We start from the raw sequence: 18,595 nt of genomic DNA on the forward strand, positions 1-18,595 counted from the left end.
GTGCCCGGATCAGTCTTCCGTGCCGAAGGTCCGCAGCAGGTAGGCGACCAGATCGCCGCCGGCCGCGGCGCGCAGATCGTCCGGATCGACGCCGTTCTCGATCGCCTCCGCCTCCCAGCGATCGGCGGCGAGCACGGCATCCTGATGGCTCAGCGGCGCATTGTCGCGCTTCAGGGTCCACTCGGTAAGGAAGTCGTCGGCTAGGCTGGACATGGCGTTTCCTTGTTGCGGGTCACGAACGGGCGAGGGGCCGGGACGATCCGCGGCCGACGGCGATCAGCAGCAGCGATCCGGCCGCCGCCGACACGATCGAGCCGAGCAGCACGCCGATCTTCACCTCGTCTATCAGGCGCTGGTCGGAGAAAGCGAGGCCACCGATGAACAGGCTCATCGTGAAGCCGATGCCGCAGAGCAAAGCGACGCCGTAGACCTGGGACCAGCGCGCCCCGGCCGGGCGGCGGGCGAGGCCGTAGCGCGCGGCCAGCCACACGCCGCCGAACACGCCCGCCTGCTTGCCCAGGAAGAGGCCCGCCGCCACGCCCAGCGGCAGCGGCGCCGCCGCCTGCGCCGGGCCGATGCCGGCCAGCGACACGCCGGCATTGGCAAAGCCGAACAGCGGCACCACGCCGAACGCCACCCACGGATGCAGCCCGCGTTCCAGCCGGTGGAGCGGCGAGCGGCGGGAGTCCGGCGCGCCGGGCGTCGCCTCCAGCGGGATGGCGAAGGCCGCCAGCACCCCGGCGACCGTGGCGTGCACGCCCGATGCGTGCACCGCCACCCACAGGCCGGCGGCCAGCAGCAGATAGGGCCACAGCGCCTTCACGCCGAAGCGGTTGAGGCCGAACATCACGCCCAGCAGCGTGGCGGCGGCCAGCAGCGCCGGCCCGCTGATCGATGCGGTATAGGCCAGCGCGATGATCGCCACCGCGCCCATGTCGTCGACGATCGCGACGGTGGTGAGGAACAGCTTGAGCGACGCGGGCGCGCGCCGGCCGAGCAGCGCCAGCACGCCGATGGCGAAGGCGATATCGGTGGCGGAGGGGATCGCCCAGCCGCGCGCCAGCCCCGGTTCGCCCGCCGCCACCGCCAGATAGACGAGTGCCGGCACCGCCATGCCGCCCGCCGCCGCGATCATCGGCAGCAGCCGATCGGACCAGGCGGCGAGATGGCCGTCGACGAACTCGCGCTTGATCTCCAGCCCGACGAGCAGGAAGAACAGCGCCATCAGCCCGTCGTTGATCCAGTGCAGCAGCGAGAGCGGGCCGAGCTGGCGATGCAGCGCGGCGAAGTAGAGGGCGGCGAGCGGGCCGTTTGCCACCACCATGGCCGCCACCGCCGCGAGGATCAGCACGATGCCGCCGGATGCCTCGGCGCGCAGGAAGGCCCGCAGCACGGAGCGCGGCCGGGCCAGGGCGATCACCGGCTAATTGTCGCTGCGGGGCGGGCGGACGGCGAAGGGCAGCGGCGCGATCGAGACCCCGTCCTCGATCAGGCCCTTGGCCTCGACGGGGGTGGCCACCCCGTGGATCGGGCGCTGTTCCGCCTCGCCATGGTGGATGGCGCGCGCCTCTCCGGCGAAGCGATCGCCGACATAGTCGGAGCCTTCCAGCGCCTTGCTCTGTGCCCGGGCCAATTTGGTCATGAACGCCTTCATCGCTTCCGGTGAGGGTTCCGGGGCGGTGGCGCCGGCGGACCGGACGACGGCGCGGCTGTTGCCCTTGGGCGCGACGTTCGGCGCCATCACCGCCTTGGCAACGTCGCCGCCGCCGCAGATCGGGCAGGAGACCAGGCCGCGCGCACGCTGCGCGTCATAGTCGTCGGTCGAGCCGAACCACGCCTCGAACACGTGGCCGCCGGTGGCGCAGGCGAGATCGAAGACGATCATGGCGCCAGCACCGGCGTCGGGATGGGCCGGCGGTGGCGCAGCGTCGGGATGCGCCCGCGCACCTCCGCGATCCGGCCGGCATCGATATCGATGCAGGCGACGCCCTCCGCCTCGCCCATGTCTAGCAGCACCTCGCCCCACGGATCGACGACGAGCGAGTGGCCGTAGGTGGTGCGGCCATCCCGATGCCGGCCCACCTGTGCGGCGGCGACGACGAAGGCGCCCGCCTCGATCGCGCGGGCGCGCAGCAGCACGTGCCAGTGCGCCTGGCCGGTGGGCACGGTGAAGGCGGCCGGCACCGCCAGCATCGTCGCGCCGGCATCGCTGAGCGCGCGATAGAGATCCGGGAAGCGCAGATCGTAGCAGATGCTGAGGCCCAGCGGCCCCCACGGCGTGGCGACCAGGGCCGTGCCCTCGCCGGGTGCGTAGGCCGCGGATTCGCGCCAGCTCTCGCCGGTCGGCAGGTCCACGTCGAACAGGTGGATCTTGTCGTAGCGGGCGCGGATGGCGCCGGTGCCATCGATCACGAAGGCCCGGTTGACGAGGCGGCCGTCCGCCCGCTCGCCGGCCAGCGCCAGCGAGCCGAGATGCACCCAGATGCGGGCCGCCGCCGCCGCTTGCCGCACGGCCGCCAGCACCGGATCACGCGCCTCGTCGGTCAGGCTGGCGGCGGCGCGGGGGCGATCGCGATCCAGCAGGTTGCTCATCTCCGGCGTGAACAGCATATCGGCGCCGTTCGCGGCGGCCTCGCCGATCGCCTGCGTCAGCGCGGCTGCGCTCTCCGCCGGATCGATGCCGGTGCGGCTCTGGAAGATCGCCGCGCGCATTAGGCCGCGAGCATCGGATCCAGCTTGCCGGCCCGTTCCAGGGCGGCGAGATCGTCCGATCCGCCGACATGGGTGCCATCGATGAACACCTGCGGCACCGTGCTGCGGCCGTTGGCGCGAGCCAGCATCTCCTGCCGCTTCGGGCCGCCCATGGTGATGTCGATCTCCTCGAACTCGACACCCTTGCCGGCCAGCAGCGACTTTGCGCGCGTGCAGTAGGGGCACATGAACTTGGTGTAGATCTCGACCTTGGCCATCGCTGTTCCTTTCGCCTGCGGCCACGCGTGATTTGGTGGCGGCTAATTGTCAATCGCGCGAGCATCCTCAACGCCTTCCAGCGGCACGCGGGCCCAGCAGAGCAGCCGAACACCGCCCGCGCCGGCCCGCTTCAGCGCGTGGGCGCAGGCATTGGCGGTGGCGCCGGTGGTGAAGACGTCGTCGATCAGCAGGATGTCGCGGCCGTGCACCGCCGCCGGATCGCGCACGGCGAACACGGACTGCACGATGCGCGCGCGGGCCGACCGGCCGTGACCGCCGAGGCTGGGCGTCGCCCGCACGCGCTGGACGGTATCGGGCGCGAACGCCATGCCCGTGCGCCGGGCGAGGGCGCGGCCGATCAGCGCCGACTGGTTGTAGCCGCGCGACCAGATCCGCCAGCGGTGGAGCGGCACGGGGACGACCAGCGCATCGGCCGGCCCGGCGATCCGCTGCAGCCGGCGGGCGATCGTCTCGGCCAGACCCGGGCGGCGGCCATGCTTCAGCCGCAGGGCGATCCGGCGCGGGATATCGCCATAGGCGACGGCGGCGCGCATACCGTCGATCGCCGGCGGATCGGCGAGGCAGCGGTCGCAGCGCGCGCCCGGCCCCTGATCGACGGCGAAGGGGAGGCCGCAGGTCTCGCAGGCGGGTCCGTCCTGAAAGTCGAGCGACTGCCAGCAGGACGCGCAGAAATCGTGATCGGCGGCCGTCACCGTGCCGCAGCCGGGGCAGCGCGGCGGCAGAGCGAAGGCGATGCCGGCAGCCGCCGCCGTGCGGAGGCCGGATGCGACGGTGGCGAGCGGGGCGGCCATCCGCCGCTTGTTCCGCACCGGCGCTGCGGGCACAAGCCGGGCATGACCATGCCAGCGCAAGGCCCGGAGATTTTCGATCGCGCGCGCCGCCGGCGGAAGCGCGATCGCGCGGTGGCGAGCCATGCCGACCACGCCTTCCTGCGCGACCATATCGTCGAGAGCCTGATCGAGCGGCTGGACCTGGTGACGCGCACCTTCGCCGACGCGCTCGATCTCGGCTGCGCCGACGGCAGCCTCTCCGCCGCGCTGCGCGGGCGTGGGATGCGGGTGGTCTCCGCCGATGCCGGCTTCGGCTTCGCCGTCGCCGCGCATGGCGTGCAGTGCGACGAGGATCGCCTGCCGTTCGCCGACGGATCGTTCGATCTGGTGGTGTCTGCCGGTGTGCTCGATCAGGTGAACGACCTGCCCGGGGCGCTGGCCCTCATCCGGCGCGTGCTGCGGCCGGACGGTCTGTTCCTGGGCGGCTTCGTCGGCGCCGGGAGCCTGGCCGGCCTGCGCGGGGCGCTGATCGCGGCGGACATGATGGCGGGCGGCGCGATCGCCAGCCGCATGCACCCGCAGATCGATCTGCGCGCCGGCGCGGACCTGCTGCAGCGCGCCGGCTTCGCGCTGCCGGTGGCGGACGGGGAGGGTCTGGACGTGCGCTACGGCGACGTGCTGCGGCTGATGGCCGACCTGCGCGGCATGGCGGCGACGAACATGCTGCTGGATCGCGCCGCGCCGCCGCTGGACCGTGCGCGGATCGCCGCCGCGATGGCGCACTTCGCCGAAGGCGCCGCCGCGGACGGGCGCGTGCGCGAGCGGTTCGAGATCGTGTTCCTGACCGGGTGGGCGCCCGCGCCAAGCCAGCCCGGGCCGGCGCGGCGGGGCAGCGGCAGCCAGTCTCTGGCAAGCGCGCTGCCCCGCCCGCGAAAGGATTGACGCGGCGTTCACCACGCTTGTCAGCGCGAATCGCGGCAGGCGCTGCTAGGCGAAGGTTATGCCGATCGTAACCCTGTGCCGTGTCAGATCAGCGCCTCGATCAGGCCGATCATCGGCCGGTCTGCCGGCGGCATCGGCAGGCCGTGCATCTCCACCGGCCGCACCCAGCGCAGCGCCGTGGCATGCAGCGGCCGCGGCTGGCCGCGCCACTTGCGGCAGGCGTAGAGCAGCAGCAGCAGGTGGCGATCGCCGAGCGCCGCGCTGGCGAACGTGGCCGGGGCGAGGCACGCCGCCTCCACGTCCAATCCTAGCTCCTCGCGCAACTCGCGGATCAGCGCAGCCTCCGGCGTCTCGCCCGCCTCCATCTTGCCGCCGGGAAACTCCCACAGGCCGGCCATCGACCGGCCCGGCGGCCGCTGCTGCAACAGCACCCGCCCGTCGGCATCGACCAGCGCCACCGCGACGACCGGCAGCATGAGCGGTCCGCTGTCCTCGTCCATCCGTTTCCTGCCCCGCGCTATCGCCGGCGCGGCCATGGCGTGTCGGCGCGCCGGCCGCAAGCTGCGGCGCTGCCGGCGGGGCGGGGCATCGGTGGAATATGGCTTCCTGGTGGCCTTGGTAGTGCTGGCGATCTTCGCCGCGATCGAGCTGCTCGGCCGCGCGAACCACGAGATCTGGACCAATGTCGCCGACAAGGTGACGGCGGCAAGTTAACCATCAATCACGATCGTGCCGTTAAATGTTCGGAAACCTCGGCCGTCTAGATGAAGTCCTGCCTATCCGGTCAATATCGGCGCGGCGGGGACGTGGAACATCCCAGATCTGGAACGAGACAGGAGACCAGTATGCAGAAGATTCGTCAGATGTTGAAGGACACCAAGGGCGCGACCGCGATCGAATACGGTCTGATCGCCGCCCTGATCGCGGTTGCCGCGATCACGACCATGTCGGCGCTGGGCAGCCAGCTGAACAAGACGTTCAACAACGTCACGTCGAACATGAAGTCCGGCACGTAACACCGGCGCCGCAAGGCGAAGAGATCGGGGCGGCGGAACCGGGTTCCGCCGCCCTTTTCCGTGTCCGCCACGATCGCCCATAAAAAAGCGGGCGGCGGATCGCTCCGCCGCCCGCCCATGTTCGGGATCAGGCTGCTCAGCCGGCCCGCGACAGCGGCATGACGGGGCGCGCCACATCCTCGCAGAGCCGGGGCGCCGCCACCGGATAGGCCGGCAGGCCGTGCGCGCGCAGCATGACCGAGCGGGCGAGGGGCAGCGTCGCCTCGCCGCTGGTCCAGCGGAAGCCGTCCTCGACCGTGTTCCAGCCGTCGGCCAGGCGCGGATCGTCGAGCTCGATGTCGGCGCCGTCCAGCTGGAGGGCGGTGACGCAGATGCCCAGCCGGCGCGTGTCGGTCGATTCCAGCAGCGTCTCGGCCGGCACGGCGGTGCGCGACACCAGCCGCAGCGCCTCTGCACCCTCCGGCACGGCGTAGACGAAGCAGCCGTCGTTCACCGCCAGCGGCGTGACGAGGATGTTGTCCGCCAGCAGCTGGATCGCCGGATCGGCCGTCATGCGCGCGCCCAGGTGCCGCGCCCGCTCGGTCAGCCAGGCGCGGATCGCGATCAGGCGCTCGCCCTCCGTCACCAGCGGCGCGCAGTGGCCAGCGGCCTCCGCCCCCTCGAAGCGCGGGTGCAGCGCGGCGACGGCGCCACCTTCCGCGAAGGCCCAGCGGTTGCCGACGTCGAGGAAGCTCTCCGACGGCATGTTCTCGGCGACGAGGATGTCGTGCGTCTCCAGCTCGACATGCCAGTAGGTCACGGCATCCACATTCTCGCGCAGGATCGTGCTGCCGTTGACGAGGAAGCGGGCCTGCACCAGCACCGTATCGAAGAACAGCGCGTGATCGGGCGAGATGCGCAGATCCCGCGCCGGCATGCCGGGCGCGACCGCGTTGGCGGTGATGCGGATCGGCTGCACCAGCTCCGGCTCGGGATGGCCGGCGCAATCGGTGCGGCGATGGCCGAGCCAGATTATCGGCCGGCGCCCGCCCGAGGCGGTGATCACCTCGTCGCCGATCGCGAGATCCTCGACCGCCACCTCGCCGCGCACCGTGCGGATCAGCGTGCCCGCCGCATAGCATGGGGTGTTCGGCCCGATCGGTGCGGTGACGTTGGCGTTGAGCACGGGCGTGGCCACGTTCAGCGCGGGCAGCGCCGGGGCGCCGGTGACGCCGATGACCACCGGGGTGATGATGTTCGCGGCGGTGACGGCGAAATAGTAGACGTAGTTTCCGCCCGACGCTGCCGAATAGCCGAGATAGGTGCCCTGCGCGCCGACCGAGGTGACGCCGGCGATGCTGATCGACGGCACCTGCACGACCGATCCTGGCAGATCGATGCTGCCGTTGATCGTCACCGGGGTGAGCCCGCTCAGCAGGCTGGTGCCGGTGAAGGTGTTGAGCAGGTAGGCGCCGGTCGTCGCCTGCGCTGCGCCGAATACGGTGTTGTTGAACGTGACTGCCATCCGAAGTCTCCCTGGTCCCTTACAGCGCTGCGACAGAATCGAGCCGATGGTCTGGCGACGCGGGGGAAAGCTGGCGGATGCAGGTTAACGGAAGGTTTAATCGAGCGAGGATGATGGTTAACCCGCCCATAACCCACAATAGAACCATTGATAATGAGCGGATATGGAGCAAATCTGTAGCCTGCAAACACAGTCCCATATCTGGTCTATACTTGAAAGTGGCTGTCGCAACATCGCACGGCTGAGTGGGAGATGCGATCGGGCACAGATTACTCCATTCCGGATCAGGTGAAGCGGATCGAAGCCGTGCCTGCCGGCGCGCGACCTCGCCCGCCCGGTCGCCCCGGTTCGCTTGCCACGCCGCCCGCGCCATAATAGACGCCGGCACACGGGCGGGTGGCCGAGTGGTTTAAGGCAGCGGTCTTGAAAACCGCCGTGGGTGCAAGCTCACCGTGGGTTCGAATCCCACCCCGCCCGCCGGGCGGCGCGACACCGGCGTCGCCGCAGCCGGGCGACCACGCGAAACTCTATGATCATCGGGATGTCGCTGGCTCCCTGAGTAGGATTCGAACCTACGGCCGCTCGATTAACAGTCGAGAGCTCTACCGCTGAGCTATCAGGGAACGACAGCGAGGCGCGCCTATAGCAGCGGCTTCGGCGGGGTGGCAAGCACCTATCGCCGGGCGATTTCAGGTGGCGAACTGCTCCATCGTGATGCGGTCGTCCAGCGCATGTTCGGGATCGAACAGCAGGGTGAGCGTGCTCGACCGATCGATCGCGACGCTGACGGTGGAGACGTCGCGCACCTCCGCCTGATCGGCCACGGCGCTGACCGGGCGCTTGATCGGATCGAGCACGCGGAAGGCGATGCGCGTGCGTTCCGGCAGGATGGCGCCACGCCAGCGGCGCGGGCGGAACGGGCTGATCGGGGTGAGCGCGATCAGCGCCGAGTCGAGCGGCAGGATCGGCCCCTGCGCGGAGAGATTGTAGGCGGTGGAGCCGGCCGGGGTGGAGGCGAGCACGCCGTCGCACACCAGCTCCGGTATTACGACGCGCTCGTTGACGATCACCTCCAGCTTGGCGGTCTGCCGCGTCTCGCGCAGCAGCGAGATCTCGTTGATCGCGGGGTAGGAGATGCGCTCCCCGTCCACCGTCACGGCATCCATGCGCAGCGGCGTGACGGAGAAGGTCTTGGCGCGGCCGATGCGGTTCTCCAGCAGGTCGGCGCTCCACTCGTTCATCAGGAAGCCGACGGTGCCGAGGTTCATGCCGAACACGGGCAGGATGCGGCGCCGCTCCAGCATGCCGTGAAGCGTCTGCAGCAGGAAGCCGTCACCGCCGAGTGCGACGGCCATCGTCGCCTGCTCGATCGGCACCCACTCGTAGCGGTCGCGCAGCTGCGTCGCGGCCTCCTGGGCCTGCGGCGTGGGCGATGCGATCAGGGCGAGCCGGTGCTCGACCGTCATCCGCCGGTGACGCTCATGTGGCGGGCGACGGCGGGCGCATCGGCGCGACGATCGATCCGGAAGGCGTGCTTCAGCGGCTTGATCGCCATCGCGCCGTCCAGCAGCGCATCCAGCGCCGGGCGGCCGCCTTCGCGCAGCGCCGCCTTCAGGTCGACGCGATCGTCGTGGCCGAGGCAGAGATAGAGCCGGCCGGAGGCGGTGACGCGGACACGGTTGCAGCCGGCGCAGAAGTTCTGGGTGAGCGGCGTGATGAGGCCGATGCGGGCGCCGAGCTCCTCGACGCGGTGGTAGCGCGCCGGGCCGCCGGTGCGATCGTCCAGCGGGGTGAGGGTGAAGCGTTCGGCCAGGCGCCGCTGCACGGCATCGAGCGGCAGGTAACGATCGGTGCGGTCCTCGTCGATGCTGCCGAGCGGCATCGTCTCGATCAGGGTCAGATCGTGCCCCTCGGCCGCGCACCAGCGCAGCATCGGCTCGATCTCGTCCTCGTTCAGGCCCTTCAGCGCCACCATGTTGATCTTGACGTGGAGGCCGGCGGCCTTCGCAGCGGCGATCCCTTCCAGCACCTCTTCCACCTTGCCCCAGCGAGTGATGAGGCGGAAGCGATCGGGATCACACGAATCGAGGCTGACGTTGATCCGGCGGATGCCGGCGGCGAACAGATCGGCCGACTGGCGGACGAGCTGGGTGCCGTTGGTGGTGAGGGTCAGCTCGTCCAGCCCCTGGCCGATGTGCCGGCCGATCATGCGGGCAAGCGTGGGCGCGCCGCGGCGGATCAGCGGCTCGCCGCCGGTCAGCCGGATCTTGGTGACGCCGCGGGCGATGAACGCCTCCGCCACGTCCGCCAGCTCCTCGATCGTCAGCACCTCCGCGCGCGGCAGGAAGGTCATCGCCTCCGACATGCAGTAGCGGCAGCGCAGATCGCAGCGATCGGTGACGGACAGGCGCAGATAGGTGATCCGGCGGCCGAAGCTGTCGGTGAGGGACCTCGTGGGTGGCGGCGCGACGGTCATCGCCTGCTAGGTAGGGCGCGGCACGGCGGCCGGCAAGCGCGATCGGGATTGGCGGCGGGGCTGCGGGCGGGTAGCAACGCCTATGCGATCGAGGGAGTATCGAGACGAGATGGTGCGGGCCGATCCGCCGCCGGCGGCGGGCTCGCCGATCTTCATGCTGTCCTTCCACCATCGCGATGCGCTGGCCGCCGTGGCGGGCGAGGCCGGCTGGCCGGTGATCGCGGCGCGGCGGGCGGGGGCGGCGGCGCGGCGCTTCGTCGGCAGCGGCGCATCGATCGCGGTGGTCGACGCGCGCGACGCCTTCGACGACGGGCTCGCGGCGGCGCGCGCGCTGGGGCCGGTGGTGGAGGCGAACGCGGCGGCGCTGCTGGTGCTGCTCGACCGCCACGACCTCACCCGGCTGGAGCGGCTGCACGCCGCGGGGGCGACGCACTTCCTGATGTCGCCGTTCGGCGAGATCGAGTTCGTCCAGGCGCTGCGCTTCGCCGCGCGCCACGCCGAGCGGCTGGCCGGCGGCCGGCGATCGCTGCGCGACCGGGCGGCGCTGATCGACGGCGAGGCGGAGGGCTGGCGCTGGCTGCCGGGCGAGCCGCACCTGCGCGTGGCGCCGCCGCTCGCCCGCCGCCTGGGCCTGAGCGGCGAGCGGCTGCCGCTGGCGGAGGCGGCGCGGTTGCTGGGCGCCGTCGGCCTGCACGTCGCCCGCCGCTCGATCGCGCGGCTGCTCGCCGATCGCCGGCCGACCGCCTTCGCGCACGAGATGCCGGGCGGTCGCATCGCCCACCACCTGAACCTGGCCGAGGACGGCGCCGTCGTCGCGCGGATCGAGGCGCTGGAGGAGCGACCCGACCGGGATGGGCGCAGCCGCGATTCGCTGACCGGGCTGACCGACGATGCCGGCCTGCGCCGCTGGATCGAAGCCTCCCCGCCGGAGGCGGACCGGCCGGGCTGCATCCTGATCCTGCTGGCGCTCGGCCGGTTCGAGGTGGTGAACTCCGCCTACGGCACGGTGGCGGGCGATGCGCTGCTGCGCGGCGTCGCCCGCCGGATCGAGCGGCAGGCGGCGGACGGCTATGGCCGGCCGACATGCGTGGCGCGCATCGGCGGCACCGAGTTCGCCGTCGCGATGGATGGCGGCGCGACGATGGCCGAGGCGACGGCGCTGGCCGATCGGCTGGCGGTGGCGATCACCCAGCCGTTCGCCGCGGGCGAGCGGATCGCCCGGCTGTCATGCCGCATCGGCATCGCCGCCGCCGAGCCGGGCGACGACGGCGAGGCGATGCTGCGCCGGGCCGGCGCGGCGCTGGCCCAGGCGCGATCGGCCGAGCCGGGCGCGATCCGCGTGCTCGACGCGAGCGGGGAGGCGGCCGCCGCCCATCACGGCCGGCTGGAGGCCGATCTGCGCGAGGCGCTGGCGCGCGAGGAGATCGAGCTGCTGTTCCAGCCGCAGGTCTCGATCGCGACGCGCGCGATCGTGGGGGTGGAGGCGCTGGCGCGCTGGCGGCACCCCGATCTGGGCGAGATCGGCGCCGAGACCCTGTTCTCGGTGGCGGAGCGATCCGACTATCTGGTGCCGCTGTCCGAACATGTGCAGGCGAGAGCACTGGCCCGGGCGGCGGCATGGCCGTCCACGCTCGGGCGGCTGCGGCTGGCGGTGAACGTGACCGCATCGGACGTCGCCCAGCCCGGCTTCGCCGACCGTTTCCTCGCGATGGTCGATGCCAGCGGCTTCCCGCGCGCGCGGCTGACGGTGGAGCTGACGGAGAGCGGGCTGATCGACGATCTGGGCCAGGCCGCCGGCCTGCTGGCGCAGCTGCGCGCCGGCGGCCTGCGCGTGGCGGCGGACGATTTCGGCACCGGCTATTCGAGCCTCGCCTATCTGAAGGCGCTGCCGCTCGATTATCTCAAGATCGACAAGCGGCTGGCCGAGGACATCGCCGGATCGCCGCGCGATCGCGTGGTGGTGCGCGGCGTGATCGAGATGGCGCGCTCGCTGGGCCTGGCGGTGGTGGCCGAAGGGGTGGAGACGGAGGCGCAGCTGGCGTTGCTGGCGGCCGACGGGTGCAACTATTATCAGGGCTTCCTGTGCTCGCCGCCGATCGACGAGGCTTCGCTTTCCGCCCTGGTCGATCAGGCGGCGGCAAGGCCGGCGCGCGGGCCGGCCGAGTAGCGCATCCAGCCGAAGAACAGGGCGGAGGAGGCGGCGGCGCAGAGCGCGACGAGCGACAGCCCCTCCGGCGGGAACGCCGCATCCGGCGCGGCGATGCGCCAGGCCGCCATCGCGGCGACCGGCAGGGCAATGCACCAGCCGGCGGTATGGCGGCGGATGGAGCGGGCGAAGACCAGGCCGATCGCCAGCAGCAGGCCGAACGAGGGCAGGCCGAACAGCAGCGCCGCCACCAGCACCAGCGGCGCCGCCCACACGAGGCTGCCGAGCCCGAGCGCACCGATCGCCCAGGCGACGAACCCGGCCGCGCTGCCGGCGAGCGCGCAGGCGGCGATGCGGGCGACGAGGGCGAGTCGATCATGCAGCGTCATGTGGTTAATCATGCCCCGGGACGGTTAACGAACCCTGATGCCCGCAATGGCTCCTCAGGATGAGCGGTTTCATCACATGCGAGTAAACCGACTTGATCCGCTCGATGTCGATCCAGTCTAGGTCAGGATCTTCGCCAGGCCTTTCGACAGTTGCAGCGCGCCGTTCAGCCGCGCCTTCGCGTCCGGCCAGGGGCGGGTGATGACGAGCTTGCTGTCCGGACGCAGCTTCGCCGTCTCCTTCAGGCGCTGCACATAAGCGAGCAGGCCCGGCAGATCGGGGAAGCGATCGTCGCGGAAGGTGACGAGCGCGCCGCGCGGGCCGACGTCCAGCTTGGCGATGCAGGCCTTGCGGCAGTTCATCTTGATCTGGATCACGCCGAGCAGATTCTCGGTTGCGTCGGGCAGCTTGCCGAAGCGGTCGATCAGCTCGGCGGCGAACGCCTCCACCCCTTGCGCGTCCTCGATCTCGTTCATGCGGCGGTAGAGGCCCATGCGCAGGTCGAGGTCCGGCACATACTCCTCCGGGATCAGGATCGGCGCGTCGACGTTGATCTGCGGCGAGAATTCGCGGCTGCTGGTGGCCGCCTCCTCGCGCAGGCCGCCGGCCTTGGCGTCCAGGATCGCCTCCTCCAGCATCGACTGGTAGAGTTCGAACCCCACCTCCTTGATGTGGCCGGACTGCTCGTCCCCCAGCAGGTTGCCGGCGCCGCGAATGTCCAGATCGTGGCTGGCCAGCTGGAAGCCCGCGCCCAGCGTGTCGAGGTCGGAAAGGACGTGCAGCCGCTTCATCGCCGCCTCGGTGATCGTGCGCGTCGCCGGCGTGGTCATGTAGGCGTAGGCGCGCGTCTTCGATCGGCCGACGCGCCCGCGCAGCTGATAGAGCTGGGCCAGGCCGAAGCGATCGGCACGGTGGACGATCAGCGTGTTGGCGGAAGGGATGTCCAGCCCGCTCTCGACGATGGTGGTGGAGAGCAGCACCTCGAACTGCTTGTCGTAGAAGGCGCTCATCCGCTCCTCCACCTCGGTGGGGGACATCTGGCCGTGCGCCACCACGTAGCGCACCTCCGGCACCTCCTTGCGGAGAAACTCCTCGATGTCCGGCAGATCCTTGATGCGCGGCGCCACGAAGAAGCTCTGCCCGCCGCGATAATGCTCGCGCAGCAGCGCCTCGCGCAGCACCACCGGATCCCACGGCATCACGTAGGTGCGCACCGCCAGCCGATCGACCGGCGGCGTCTGGATCACCGACAGCTCGCGCAGGCCGGACATCGCCATCTGCAGGGTGCGGGGGATCGGCGTCGCCGTCAGCGTCAGCATGTGGACGTTGGTCTTCAGCGCCTTCAGCCGCTCCTTGTGGGTCACGCCGAAGCGCTGCTCCTCGTCGACGATGACGAGGCCGAGGCGCTTGAACGCGATGCCCTTGGCGAGGATCGCGTGGGTGCCGATCACGATGTCCATCGTGCCGTCGGCCAGCGCATCCTTGGTCTTGCGCGCCTCAGCCGCAGGCACGAGGCGGGAGAGGCGGCCGACGTTCAGCGGAAAGCCCTGGAACCGCTCGACGAACTGGCGATGATGCTGGCGCGCCAGCAGCGTGGTGGGCACGACGACCGCCACCTGCATGCCCGCCATCGCCGCGACGAAGGCGGCGCGTAGAGCGACCTCCGTCTTGCCGAAGCCCACGTCGCCGCAGACGAGGCGATCCATCGGCGTGCCCTTGGCGAGATCCTCCAGCACGTCGCCGATCGCGCGGTCCTGATCCTCCGTCTCGGTATAGGGGAAGCGATCGACGAAGGCGGGGTAGCCGCCCGCATCCGGCTCGGCGAGATCGGCGGGGCGCAGCGCGCGCTCGGCGGCGGTCTTGATGAGTTCGCCCGCGATCTCGCGGATGCGCTCCTTCATCCGCGCCTTGCGCGCCTGCCAGGCGACGCCGCCCAGCCTGTCCAGCTGCACGCCCTCGCTCTCGCTGCCGTAGCGCGAGAGGATGTCGATATTCTCGACCGGCACGTAGAGCTTGTCGCCGCCGGCGTAGCTGAGCGCGACGCAGTCGTGCGGCGCGGTGCCGACCGGGATGGAGGTGAGCCCCTCGTAGCGGCCGATGCCGTGATCGGCATGCACCACGAAATCGCCGGGCGAGAGGGTGGCGAGCTCGGCGAGGAAGGCGTCGGCCGATTTCTTGCGTTTCGCGCGGCGGACCAGCCGGTCGCCGAGCATGTCCTGCTCGGTGAGGACGGCGACGTCGGGCGCGGTGAAACCGTGATCGAGCGGCACGACGACGAGGGCGACCTGCATCGATCCTCCCCGGGACGGGGAGGGGGACCGCTCGCGAAGCGGGTGGTGGAGGGTGAGCCCGGCTGGATGCGGCGCTCGCGGAGAGCCCCCTCCACCAGCCTTCGGCTGGTCCCCCTCCCCGTGTCGGGGAGGATCCGAGAAGGCGCCCAGCGCCTGCTGCCAGTCGTCCACCAGCGCGGTGTGTTCCAGCCCGTGATCCGTCAGCAGCCCCTGCAACCGATCGCGCGCGCCGCCCGAGTAGCTGGCGAGCACCACCTTGCGCTTCTGCCGGCGCAGCGCGGCGACATGGTCCGCCACCGCCTCGTAGACGTTGACCCCCTGCGTCCGCTCCGGCGCGAAATCGCGCGGGCCGTCCACGCCGAAGTCGATCACGCCGGCGCTGTCCGGCTCGTGGAAGCCGGTGGCCAGGTGGATCGGCCGATCGGCGATGGCGGCGGCCCACTCGCCCGGCTTCAGGTACAGCGCCTCGGCGGCGACCGGCCGGTAGCTGCCGGGATCGGACGACTGCGCGCGCACGCGGTTGCCATGATAGTCGGCGATCGCCTCGAACCGGCCCTCGGCCGATCCCTCGGCGCCGGCGTCGCGCACGATCACGTCGTCGCCGGCCAGGTGATCGAACAGGGTGGCCAGCCGCTCCTCGAAGAAGGGCAGCCAATGCTCCATGCCGGCCAGCCGCCGGCCCTCGCTGATGGCCTGGTACAGCGGATCGCCGGTGGCGGTGGCGCCGAACGCCTCGCGATAGGCGGCGCGGAAGCGCTTGACGCTGTTCTCGTCGAGCAGCACCTCCGATGCCGGCAGCAGGGTGAATCCGTCTATCCGGTCGATCGTGCGCTGGTCGGCGGGGTCGAAGCGGCGGACGCTCTCGATCTCGTCGCCGAAGAAGTCGAGCCGCAGGGCATGATCCTGGCCCGCCGGGAACAGATCGACCAGGCCGCCGCGAATGGCATATTCGCCGGCATCGGCCACCGTATCGGTGCGCATATAGCCGTTCGCCTGGAGCAGCTGGCCGAGCGAATCGCGGTCGATCCGCTCGCCGGGCGCGAGGCGGGCGACCAGCTGGCGGATGCGGAACGGCGTCAGCGTGCGCTGGGTGACGGCGTTCACCGTCGTCAGCAGGAGTTGCGGCCGATCGCGCTTGCGCTGGAGGGCGTGGAGCGTCGCCAGCCGCGCGGACGTGGCGCGCAGGGAGGGCGAGGCGCGATCGTAGGGCAAGCAGTCCCACGCCGGATATTGCAGCACCTCCAGCTCCGGCGCGAAGTAGCCGGCGGCATCGGCGATCCCGCGCATCGCCGCCTCGTCGTCCGCGACGAACACGGCGCGCGATCCCCTGGCCCAGGCGGCGCGGGCGAGATCGGCGAGCAGCCACGGCAGGAACCCGCCCGGCACGCCGGCCAGGGTGAGCGGGGCGGCCGCCTTCAGGATGCGGGCGAGATCAGTCATCGCGGCGATCTTCCGCGCCGGCATGGGACGGGGACAATCCGCAGGATGAGGGCGGGGCGTGGCGCCACGCGCCGACCATGCGCCCAGCCGCGCTCCCCCACCGACGGCTGCGCCGGCCCCCTCCCCGTGCCGGGGAGGACCTTCGGACGCTGGCCTCATCGCGGGATCGTCACGAAGTCGAGCCGGCGCAGCCGCTCCATCATCGGCCCGCGCCACCGTTCCGGCACCGGGATCGTGCCGATCGCCCAGCCCATGATGTCGACGTCCTGCTCCTCGATCAGCGCCTCGAACCAGGCGAGCTGGGCCTCGTCCCAATCGGGCGAGAGCGTGTCGAAATAGCCGCCGATCATGAAGTCGGCCTCCTTGGTGCCGCGATGCCAGGCGCGGAACTTCAGGCGTTTGAGGCGGGTGGCGCGATCCATCTTCGTCCTGACTGCAATGCGGCGCGGCCGGCGGACGCTGGCGGCGACCGTCGGCTGGGGTATATGCCCACCTAGCCATGCGCCCCGACATTCTCAATCCGCTGTTCGCCGAGGTGGAGGCGCTTAAGGGCGTCGGCCCGGCGCTGGCGAAACCGCTGGCCAGGCTGGGGCTGGCGCGCGCGATCGACGTGCTGTTCCACCTGCCGACCGGCTGGATCGACCGCAAGGCGGTGGACGTGCTCGACATGGCCGACGCCGGCCGCATCGTGACCGTGCGGGTGACGCCGGTGGACTATCGTTCCGCCATCGGCCGCGGGCCGTTCCGCGTGCGGGCGACGGACGGAGCCGGCAATTATCTGAGCGTCAATTTCTTCGGCGGCAAGCCCGGCTGGGGCCGCAAGCTGCTGCCGCTGGGCGAGGCGCGGATCGTCTCCGGCAAGCTCGACCTCTATGGGCAGGACTTGCAGATGGTCCACCCGGACCATGTGCTCGATCCCGCCGAGCCGATCGACCTGCCCGCGCGCGAGGCGGTGTATGCGCTGTCGGACGGCCTGAGCAACCGGCGCATGGCGCAGCTGGCGGAGCAGGCGGTCGGCCGCGCGCCCGATCCGCCCGAGTGGATCGAGCCCAGCCTGAAGGCGGCGCGCGGGTGGCCCGGCTGGCGCGACGCGATCGGCCGCATCCACGCCGATCCGGCGGACGCGCCGGCGCGAGAACGGCTGGCCTATGACGAGATCTTCGCCAACCAGCTGGCGCTGATGCTGGTGCGCGCCTCCACCCGCCGCCGGCGCGGGCTGCCGCTGAGCGGCGACGGGCGGCTGCGCGCCGGCCTGCGCCTGCCCTATGCGCCGACGGGCGCGCAGGCGCGTGCCATCGCCGAGATCGAGGGCGACATGCAGCAGGCGACGCCGATGCTGCGGCTGCTGCAGGGCGATGTCGGATCGGGCAAGACGCTGGTCGCGCTGATGGCGCTGCTGGCGGCGGTGGAGGCGGGCGCGCAGGCGGCGCTGCTGGCCCCGACCGAGATCCTGGCCCGCCAGCATTTCGACACCCTCTCGCGCCAGCTCGCCGGGCTGCCGGTCTCGGTGGCGGTGCTGACCGGGCGGGACAAGGGGCGAACACGCGAATCGACGCTGATGGGGCTGGCGGACGGATCGATCGACATATTGATCGGCACCCACGCGATCTTCCAGGAAGCGGTCGCCTATCGCCGGCTGGGGCTGGCGGTGGTGGACGAGCAGCACAAGTTCGGCGTCGCCCAGCGCATGATGCTGGCGCAGAAGGCCGCCATGCCGCCGCACCTGCTGGTGATGACGGCGACGCCGATCCCCCGCACCCTCACCCTCAGCCACTATGGCGAGATGGACGTCAGCCGGCTGGACGAGATGCCGCCCGGTCGGCAGCCGATCGAGACCAAGGTGATGTCGGTGGATCGGCTGGACGAGGTGATCGGCGGGCTCGCCCGCCACGTCGCCGGCGGCGGCCAGGCCTATTGGGTGTGCCCGCTGGTGGAGGAGAGCGAGGCGAGCGACCTGACCGCCGCAGAGGCGCGGGCCGCCGCGCTGGCGGAACGGTTCGGCGCGAAGGTGGGGCTGGTCCACGGGCGGATGAAGGGGCCGGAGAAGGATGCGGTGATGGCCGCCTTCCAGCGCGCCGACGTCGCCGTGCTGGTGGCGACGACGGTGATCGAGGTGGGGGTGGACGTGCCCAACGCCACCCTGATCGTGATCGAGGGGGCGGACCGCTTCGGCCTGGCCCAGCTGCACCAGCTGCGCGGCCGGGTGGGGCGGGGAGAGGGCCGATCGGTGTGCCTGCTGCTGTGGAACGGCACGGGCGGCGAAGCGGGCCGAACCCTCTCCGAAACCGCGAAACAAAGGCTGCTGACGATGCGCCGGTCGACCGACGGCTTCCTCATCGCCGAGGAGGATCTGCGGCTGCGCGGGGCGGGCGAGATACTGGGCACCCGCCAGTCCGGCGAGGCGGCGTTCCGCCTGGCGACCCCCGAGCAGATGGCCGCGCTGATCGAGACGGCGACCGACGACGCGCGCCTGCTGGTCGACCGCGACGGCGGGCTGGAGGGGCCGCGCGGGCAGGCGGCGCGGATCGCCCTCTATCTGTTCGAGCGGGATGCGGCGGTGGCGCTGCTGCGCGGCGGTTGATTCGGGGACGGCACAATTTCGCCCGCAAGGGGTTGAACCGGGCAGCGTCGC

Annotated in this window: 18 protein-coding genes and 2 tRNA genes; 6 read left to right on the top strand and 14 right to left on the bottom strand. The window is 71.4% G+C overall.

Annotated features, from left to right (window positions below):
* Positions 1–9: 9 nt before the first annotated feature.
* From GNT64_RS04915 to GNT64_RS04940, 6 genes are read right to left on the bottom strand one after another with little or no spacing between them, the layout of a single operon-like run.
* Complete coding sequence (locus GNT64_RS04915; protein WP_156678495.1) at positions 10–213, bottom strand: hypothetical protein; 204 nt, start codon at positions 211–213, stop codon at positions 10–12.
* A 19-nt stretch (positions 214–232) separates the two neighbouring features.
* Positions 233–1,420 carry a Na+/H+ antiporter NhaA gene (nhaA, locus tag GNT64_RS04920; RefSeq protein ID WP_422396619.1) on the bottom strand — a complete coding sequence of 396 codons (1,188 nt, stop codon included), beginning with the start codon at positions 1,418–1,420 and terminating at the stop codon, positions 233–235.
* Positions 1,421–1,423: 3 nt separating this feature from the next.
* Positions 1,424–1,885: a DUF1178 family protein gene (locus GNT64_RS04925; RefSeq protein WP_156678496.1), complete on the bottom strand. Its 462-nt coding sequence runs from the start codon at positions 1,883–1,885 to the stop codon at positions 1,424–1,426.
* Entirely contained in the window at positions 1,882–2,712 is an 831-nt protein-coding gene (locus GNT64_RS04930; RefSeq protein ID WP_156678497.1) for a carbon-nitrogen hydrolase family protein, read from the bottom strand. The genes GNT64_RS04925 and GNT64_RS04930 overlap by 4 nt, the downstream gene beginning before the upstream one ends.
* Positions 2,712–2,969: a glutaredoxin 3 gene (gene grxC / locus GNT64_RS04935; RefSeq protein ID WP_156678498.1), complete on the bottom strand. Its 258-nt coding sequence runs from the start codon at positions 2,967–2,969 to the stop codon at positions 2,712–2,714. The genes GNT64_RS04930 and grxC overlap by 1 nt, the downstream gene beginning before the upstream one ends.
* A gap of 42 nt (positions 2,970–3,011) precedes the next feature.
* The gene (locus GNT64_RS04940; protein ID WP_156678499.1) at positions 3,012–3,782 is read right to left on the bottom strand and encodes a ComF family protein; all 771 of its coding nucleotides are present in this window, start codon (positions 3,780–3,782) and stop codon (positions 3,012–3,014) included.
* 42 nt (positions 3,783–3,824) lie between these two features.
* Between GNT64_RS04940 and GNT64_RS04945 the strand changes: the two genes are divergently transcribed.
* Positions 3,825–4,703 carry a class I SAM-dependent methyltransferase gene (locus tag GNT64_RS04945; RefSeq protein WP_156678500.1) on the top strand — a complete coding sequence of 293 codons (879 nt, stop codon included), beginning with the start codon at positions 3,825–3,827 and terminating at the stop codon, positions 4,701–4,703.
* A gap of 83 nt (positions 4,704–4,786) precedes the next feature.
* On the opposite strand, the gene GNT64_RS04950 is transcribed toward GNT64_RS04945, so the two are convergent.
* Positions 4,787–5,203, bottom strand: coding sequence for a (deoxy)nucleoside triphosphate pyrophosphohydrolase (locus GNT64_RS04950; protein WP_156678501.1), 417 nt, complete (start codon positions 5,201–5,203; stop codon positions 4,787–4,789).
* 34 nt (positions 5,204–5,237) lie between these two features.
* Between GNT64_RS04950 and GNT64_RS04955 the strand changes: the two genes are divergently transcribed.
* A complete protein-coding gene (locus GNT64_RS04955) occupies positions 5,238–5,417 on the top strand; it encodes a Flp family type IVb pilin (RefSeq protein WP_156678502.1) in 180 nt (59 codons plus the stop codon).
* A 131-nt stretch (positions 5,418–5,548) separates the two neighbouring features.
* Positions 5,549–5,719, top strand: a complete 171-nt coding sequence (locus tag GNT64_RS04960) for a Flp family type IVb pilin (protein WP_156678503.1) — start codon at positions 5,549–5,551, stop codon at positions 5,717–5,719.
* A gap of 136 nt (positions 5,720–5,855) precedes the next feature.
* On the opposite strand, the gene GNT64_RS04965 is transcribed toward GNT64_RS04960, so the two are convergent.
* Complete coding sequence (locus tag GNT64_RS04965; RefSeq protein ID WP_156678504.1) at positions 5,856–7,223, bottom strand: Hint domain-containing protein; 1,368 nt, start codon at positions 7,221–7,223, stop codon at positions 5,856–5,858.
* A gap of 390 nt (positions 7,224–7,613) precedes the next feature.
* Between GNT64_RS04965 and GNT64_RS04970 the strand changes: the two genes are divergently transcribed.
* Positions 7,614–7,700 (top strand) — tRNA-Ser (locus GNT64_RS04970).
* A gap of 71 nt (positions 7,701–7,771) precedes the next feature.
* Here GNT64_RS04970 and GNT64_RS04975 read toward each other — a convergent pair.
* The 3 genes from GNT64_RS04975 to moaA form a co-directional block, all read right to left on the bottom strand.
* A tRNA-Asn gene (locus tag GNT64_RS04975) sits at positions 7,772–7,846 on the bottom strand.
* A 66-nt stretch (positions 7,847–7,912) separates the two neighbouring features.
* Positions 7,913–8,689, bottom strand: a complete 777-nt coding sequence (locus tag GNT64_RS04980; RefSeq protein ID WP_156678505.1) for an NAD kinase — start codon at positions 8,687–8,689, stop codon at positions 7,913–7,915.
* The gene (gene moaA, locus GNT64_RS04985; protein WP_156678506.1) at positions 8,686–9,699 is read right to left on the bottom strand and encodes a GTP 3',8-cyclase MoaA; all 1,014 of its coding nucleotides are present in this window, start codon (positions 9,697–9,699) and stop codon (positions 8,686–8,688) included. Before moaA ends, GNT64_RS04980 begins: the two co-directional genes overlap by 4 nt.
* Before the next feature lie 109 nt (positions 9,700–9,808).
* Between moaA and GNT64_RS04990 the strand changes: the two genes are divergently transcribed.
* Positions 9,809–11,866, top strand: a complete 2,058-nt coding sequence (locus tag GNT64_RS04990) for a putative bifunctional diguanylate cyclase/phosphodiesterase (RefSeq protein WP_231639274.1) — start codon at positions 9,809–9,811, stop codon at positions 11,864–11,866.
* Here the strand turns inward: GNT64_RS04990 and GNT64_RS04995 are convergent.
* The 3 genes from GNT64_RS04995 to GNT64_RS05005 form a co-directional block, all read right to left on the bottom strand.
* Entirely contained in the window at positions 11,827–12,234 is a 408-nt protein-coding gene (locus GNT64_RS04995) for a hypothetical protein (protein ID WP_231639276.1), read from the bottom strand. The genes GNT64_RS04990 and GNT64_RS04995 overlap by 40 nt on opposite strands.
* Before the next feature lie 117 nt (positions 12,235–12,351).
* Positions 12,352–15,963 carry a transcription-repair coupling factor gene (gene mfd / locus GNT64_RS05000; protein WP_156678508.1) on the bottom strand — a complete coding sequence of 1,204 codons (3,612 nt, stop codon included), beginning with the start codon at positions 15,961–15,963 and terminating at the stop codon, positions 12,352–12,354.
* 155 nt (positions 15,964–16,118) lie between these two features.
* On the bottom strand, positions 16,119–16,385 hold the full coding sequence (locus tag GNT64_RS05005; RefSeq protein ID WP_156678509.1) for an FAD assembly factor SdhE: 267 nt from the start codon (positions 16,383–16,385) through the stop codon (positions 16,119–16,121).
* A 77-nt stretch (positions 16,386–16,462) separates the two neighbouring features.
* Here GNT64_RS05005 and recG point away from each other — a divergent pair, with 77 nt between their 5' ends.
* Positions 16,463–18,544 carry an ATP-dependent DNA helicase RecG gene (recG, locus tag GNT64_RS05010; protein WP_156678510.1) on the top strand — a complete coding sequence of 694 codons (2,082 nt, stop codon included), beginning with the start codon at positions 16,463–16,465 and terminating at the stop codon, positions 18,542–18,544.
* Positions 18,545–18,595 lie beyond the last annotated feature (51 nt).

Origin of the sequence: Sphingomonas profundi (assembly GCF_009739515.1) — a bacterium.
Lineage (GTDB): Bacteria > Pseudomonadota > Alphaproteobacteria > Sphingomonadales > Sphingomonadaceae > Alterirhizorhabdus > Alterirhizorhabdus profundi.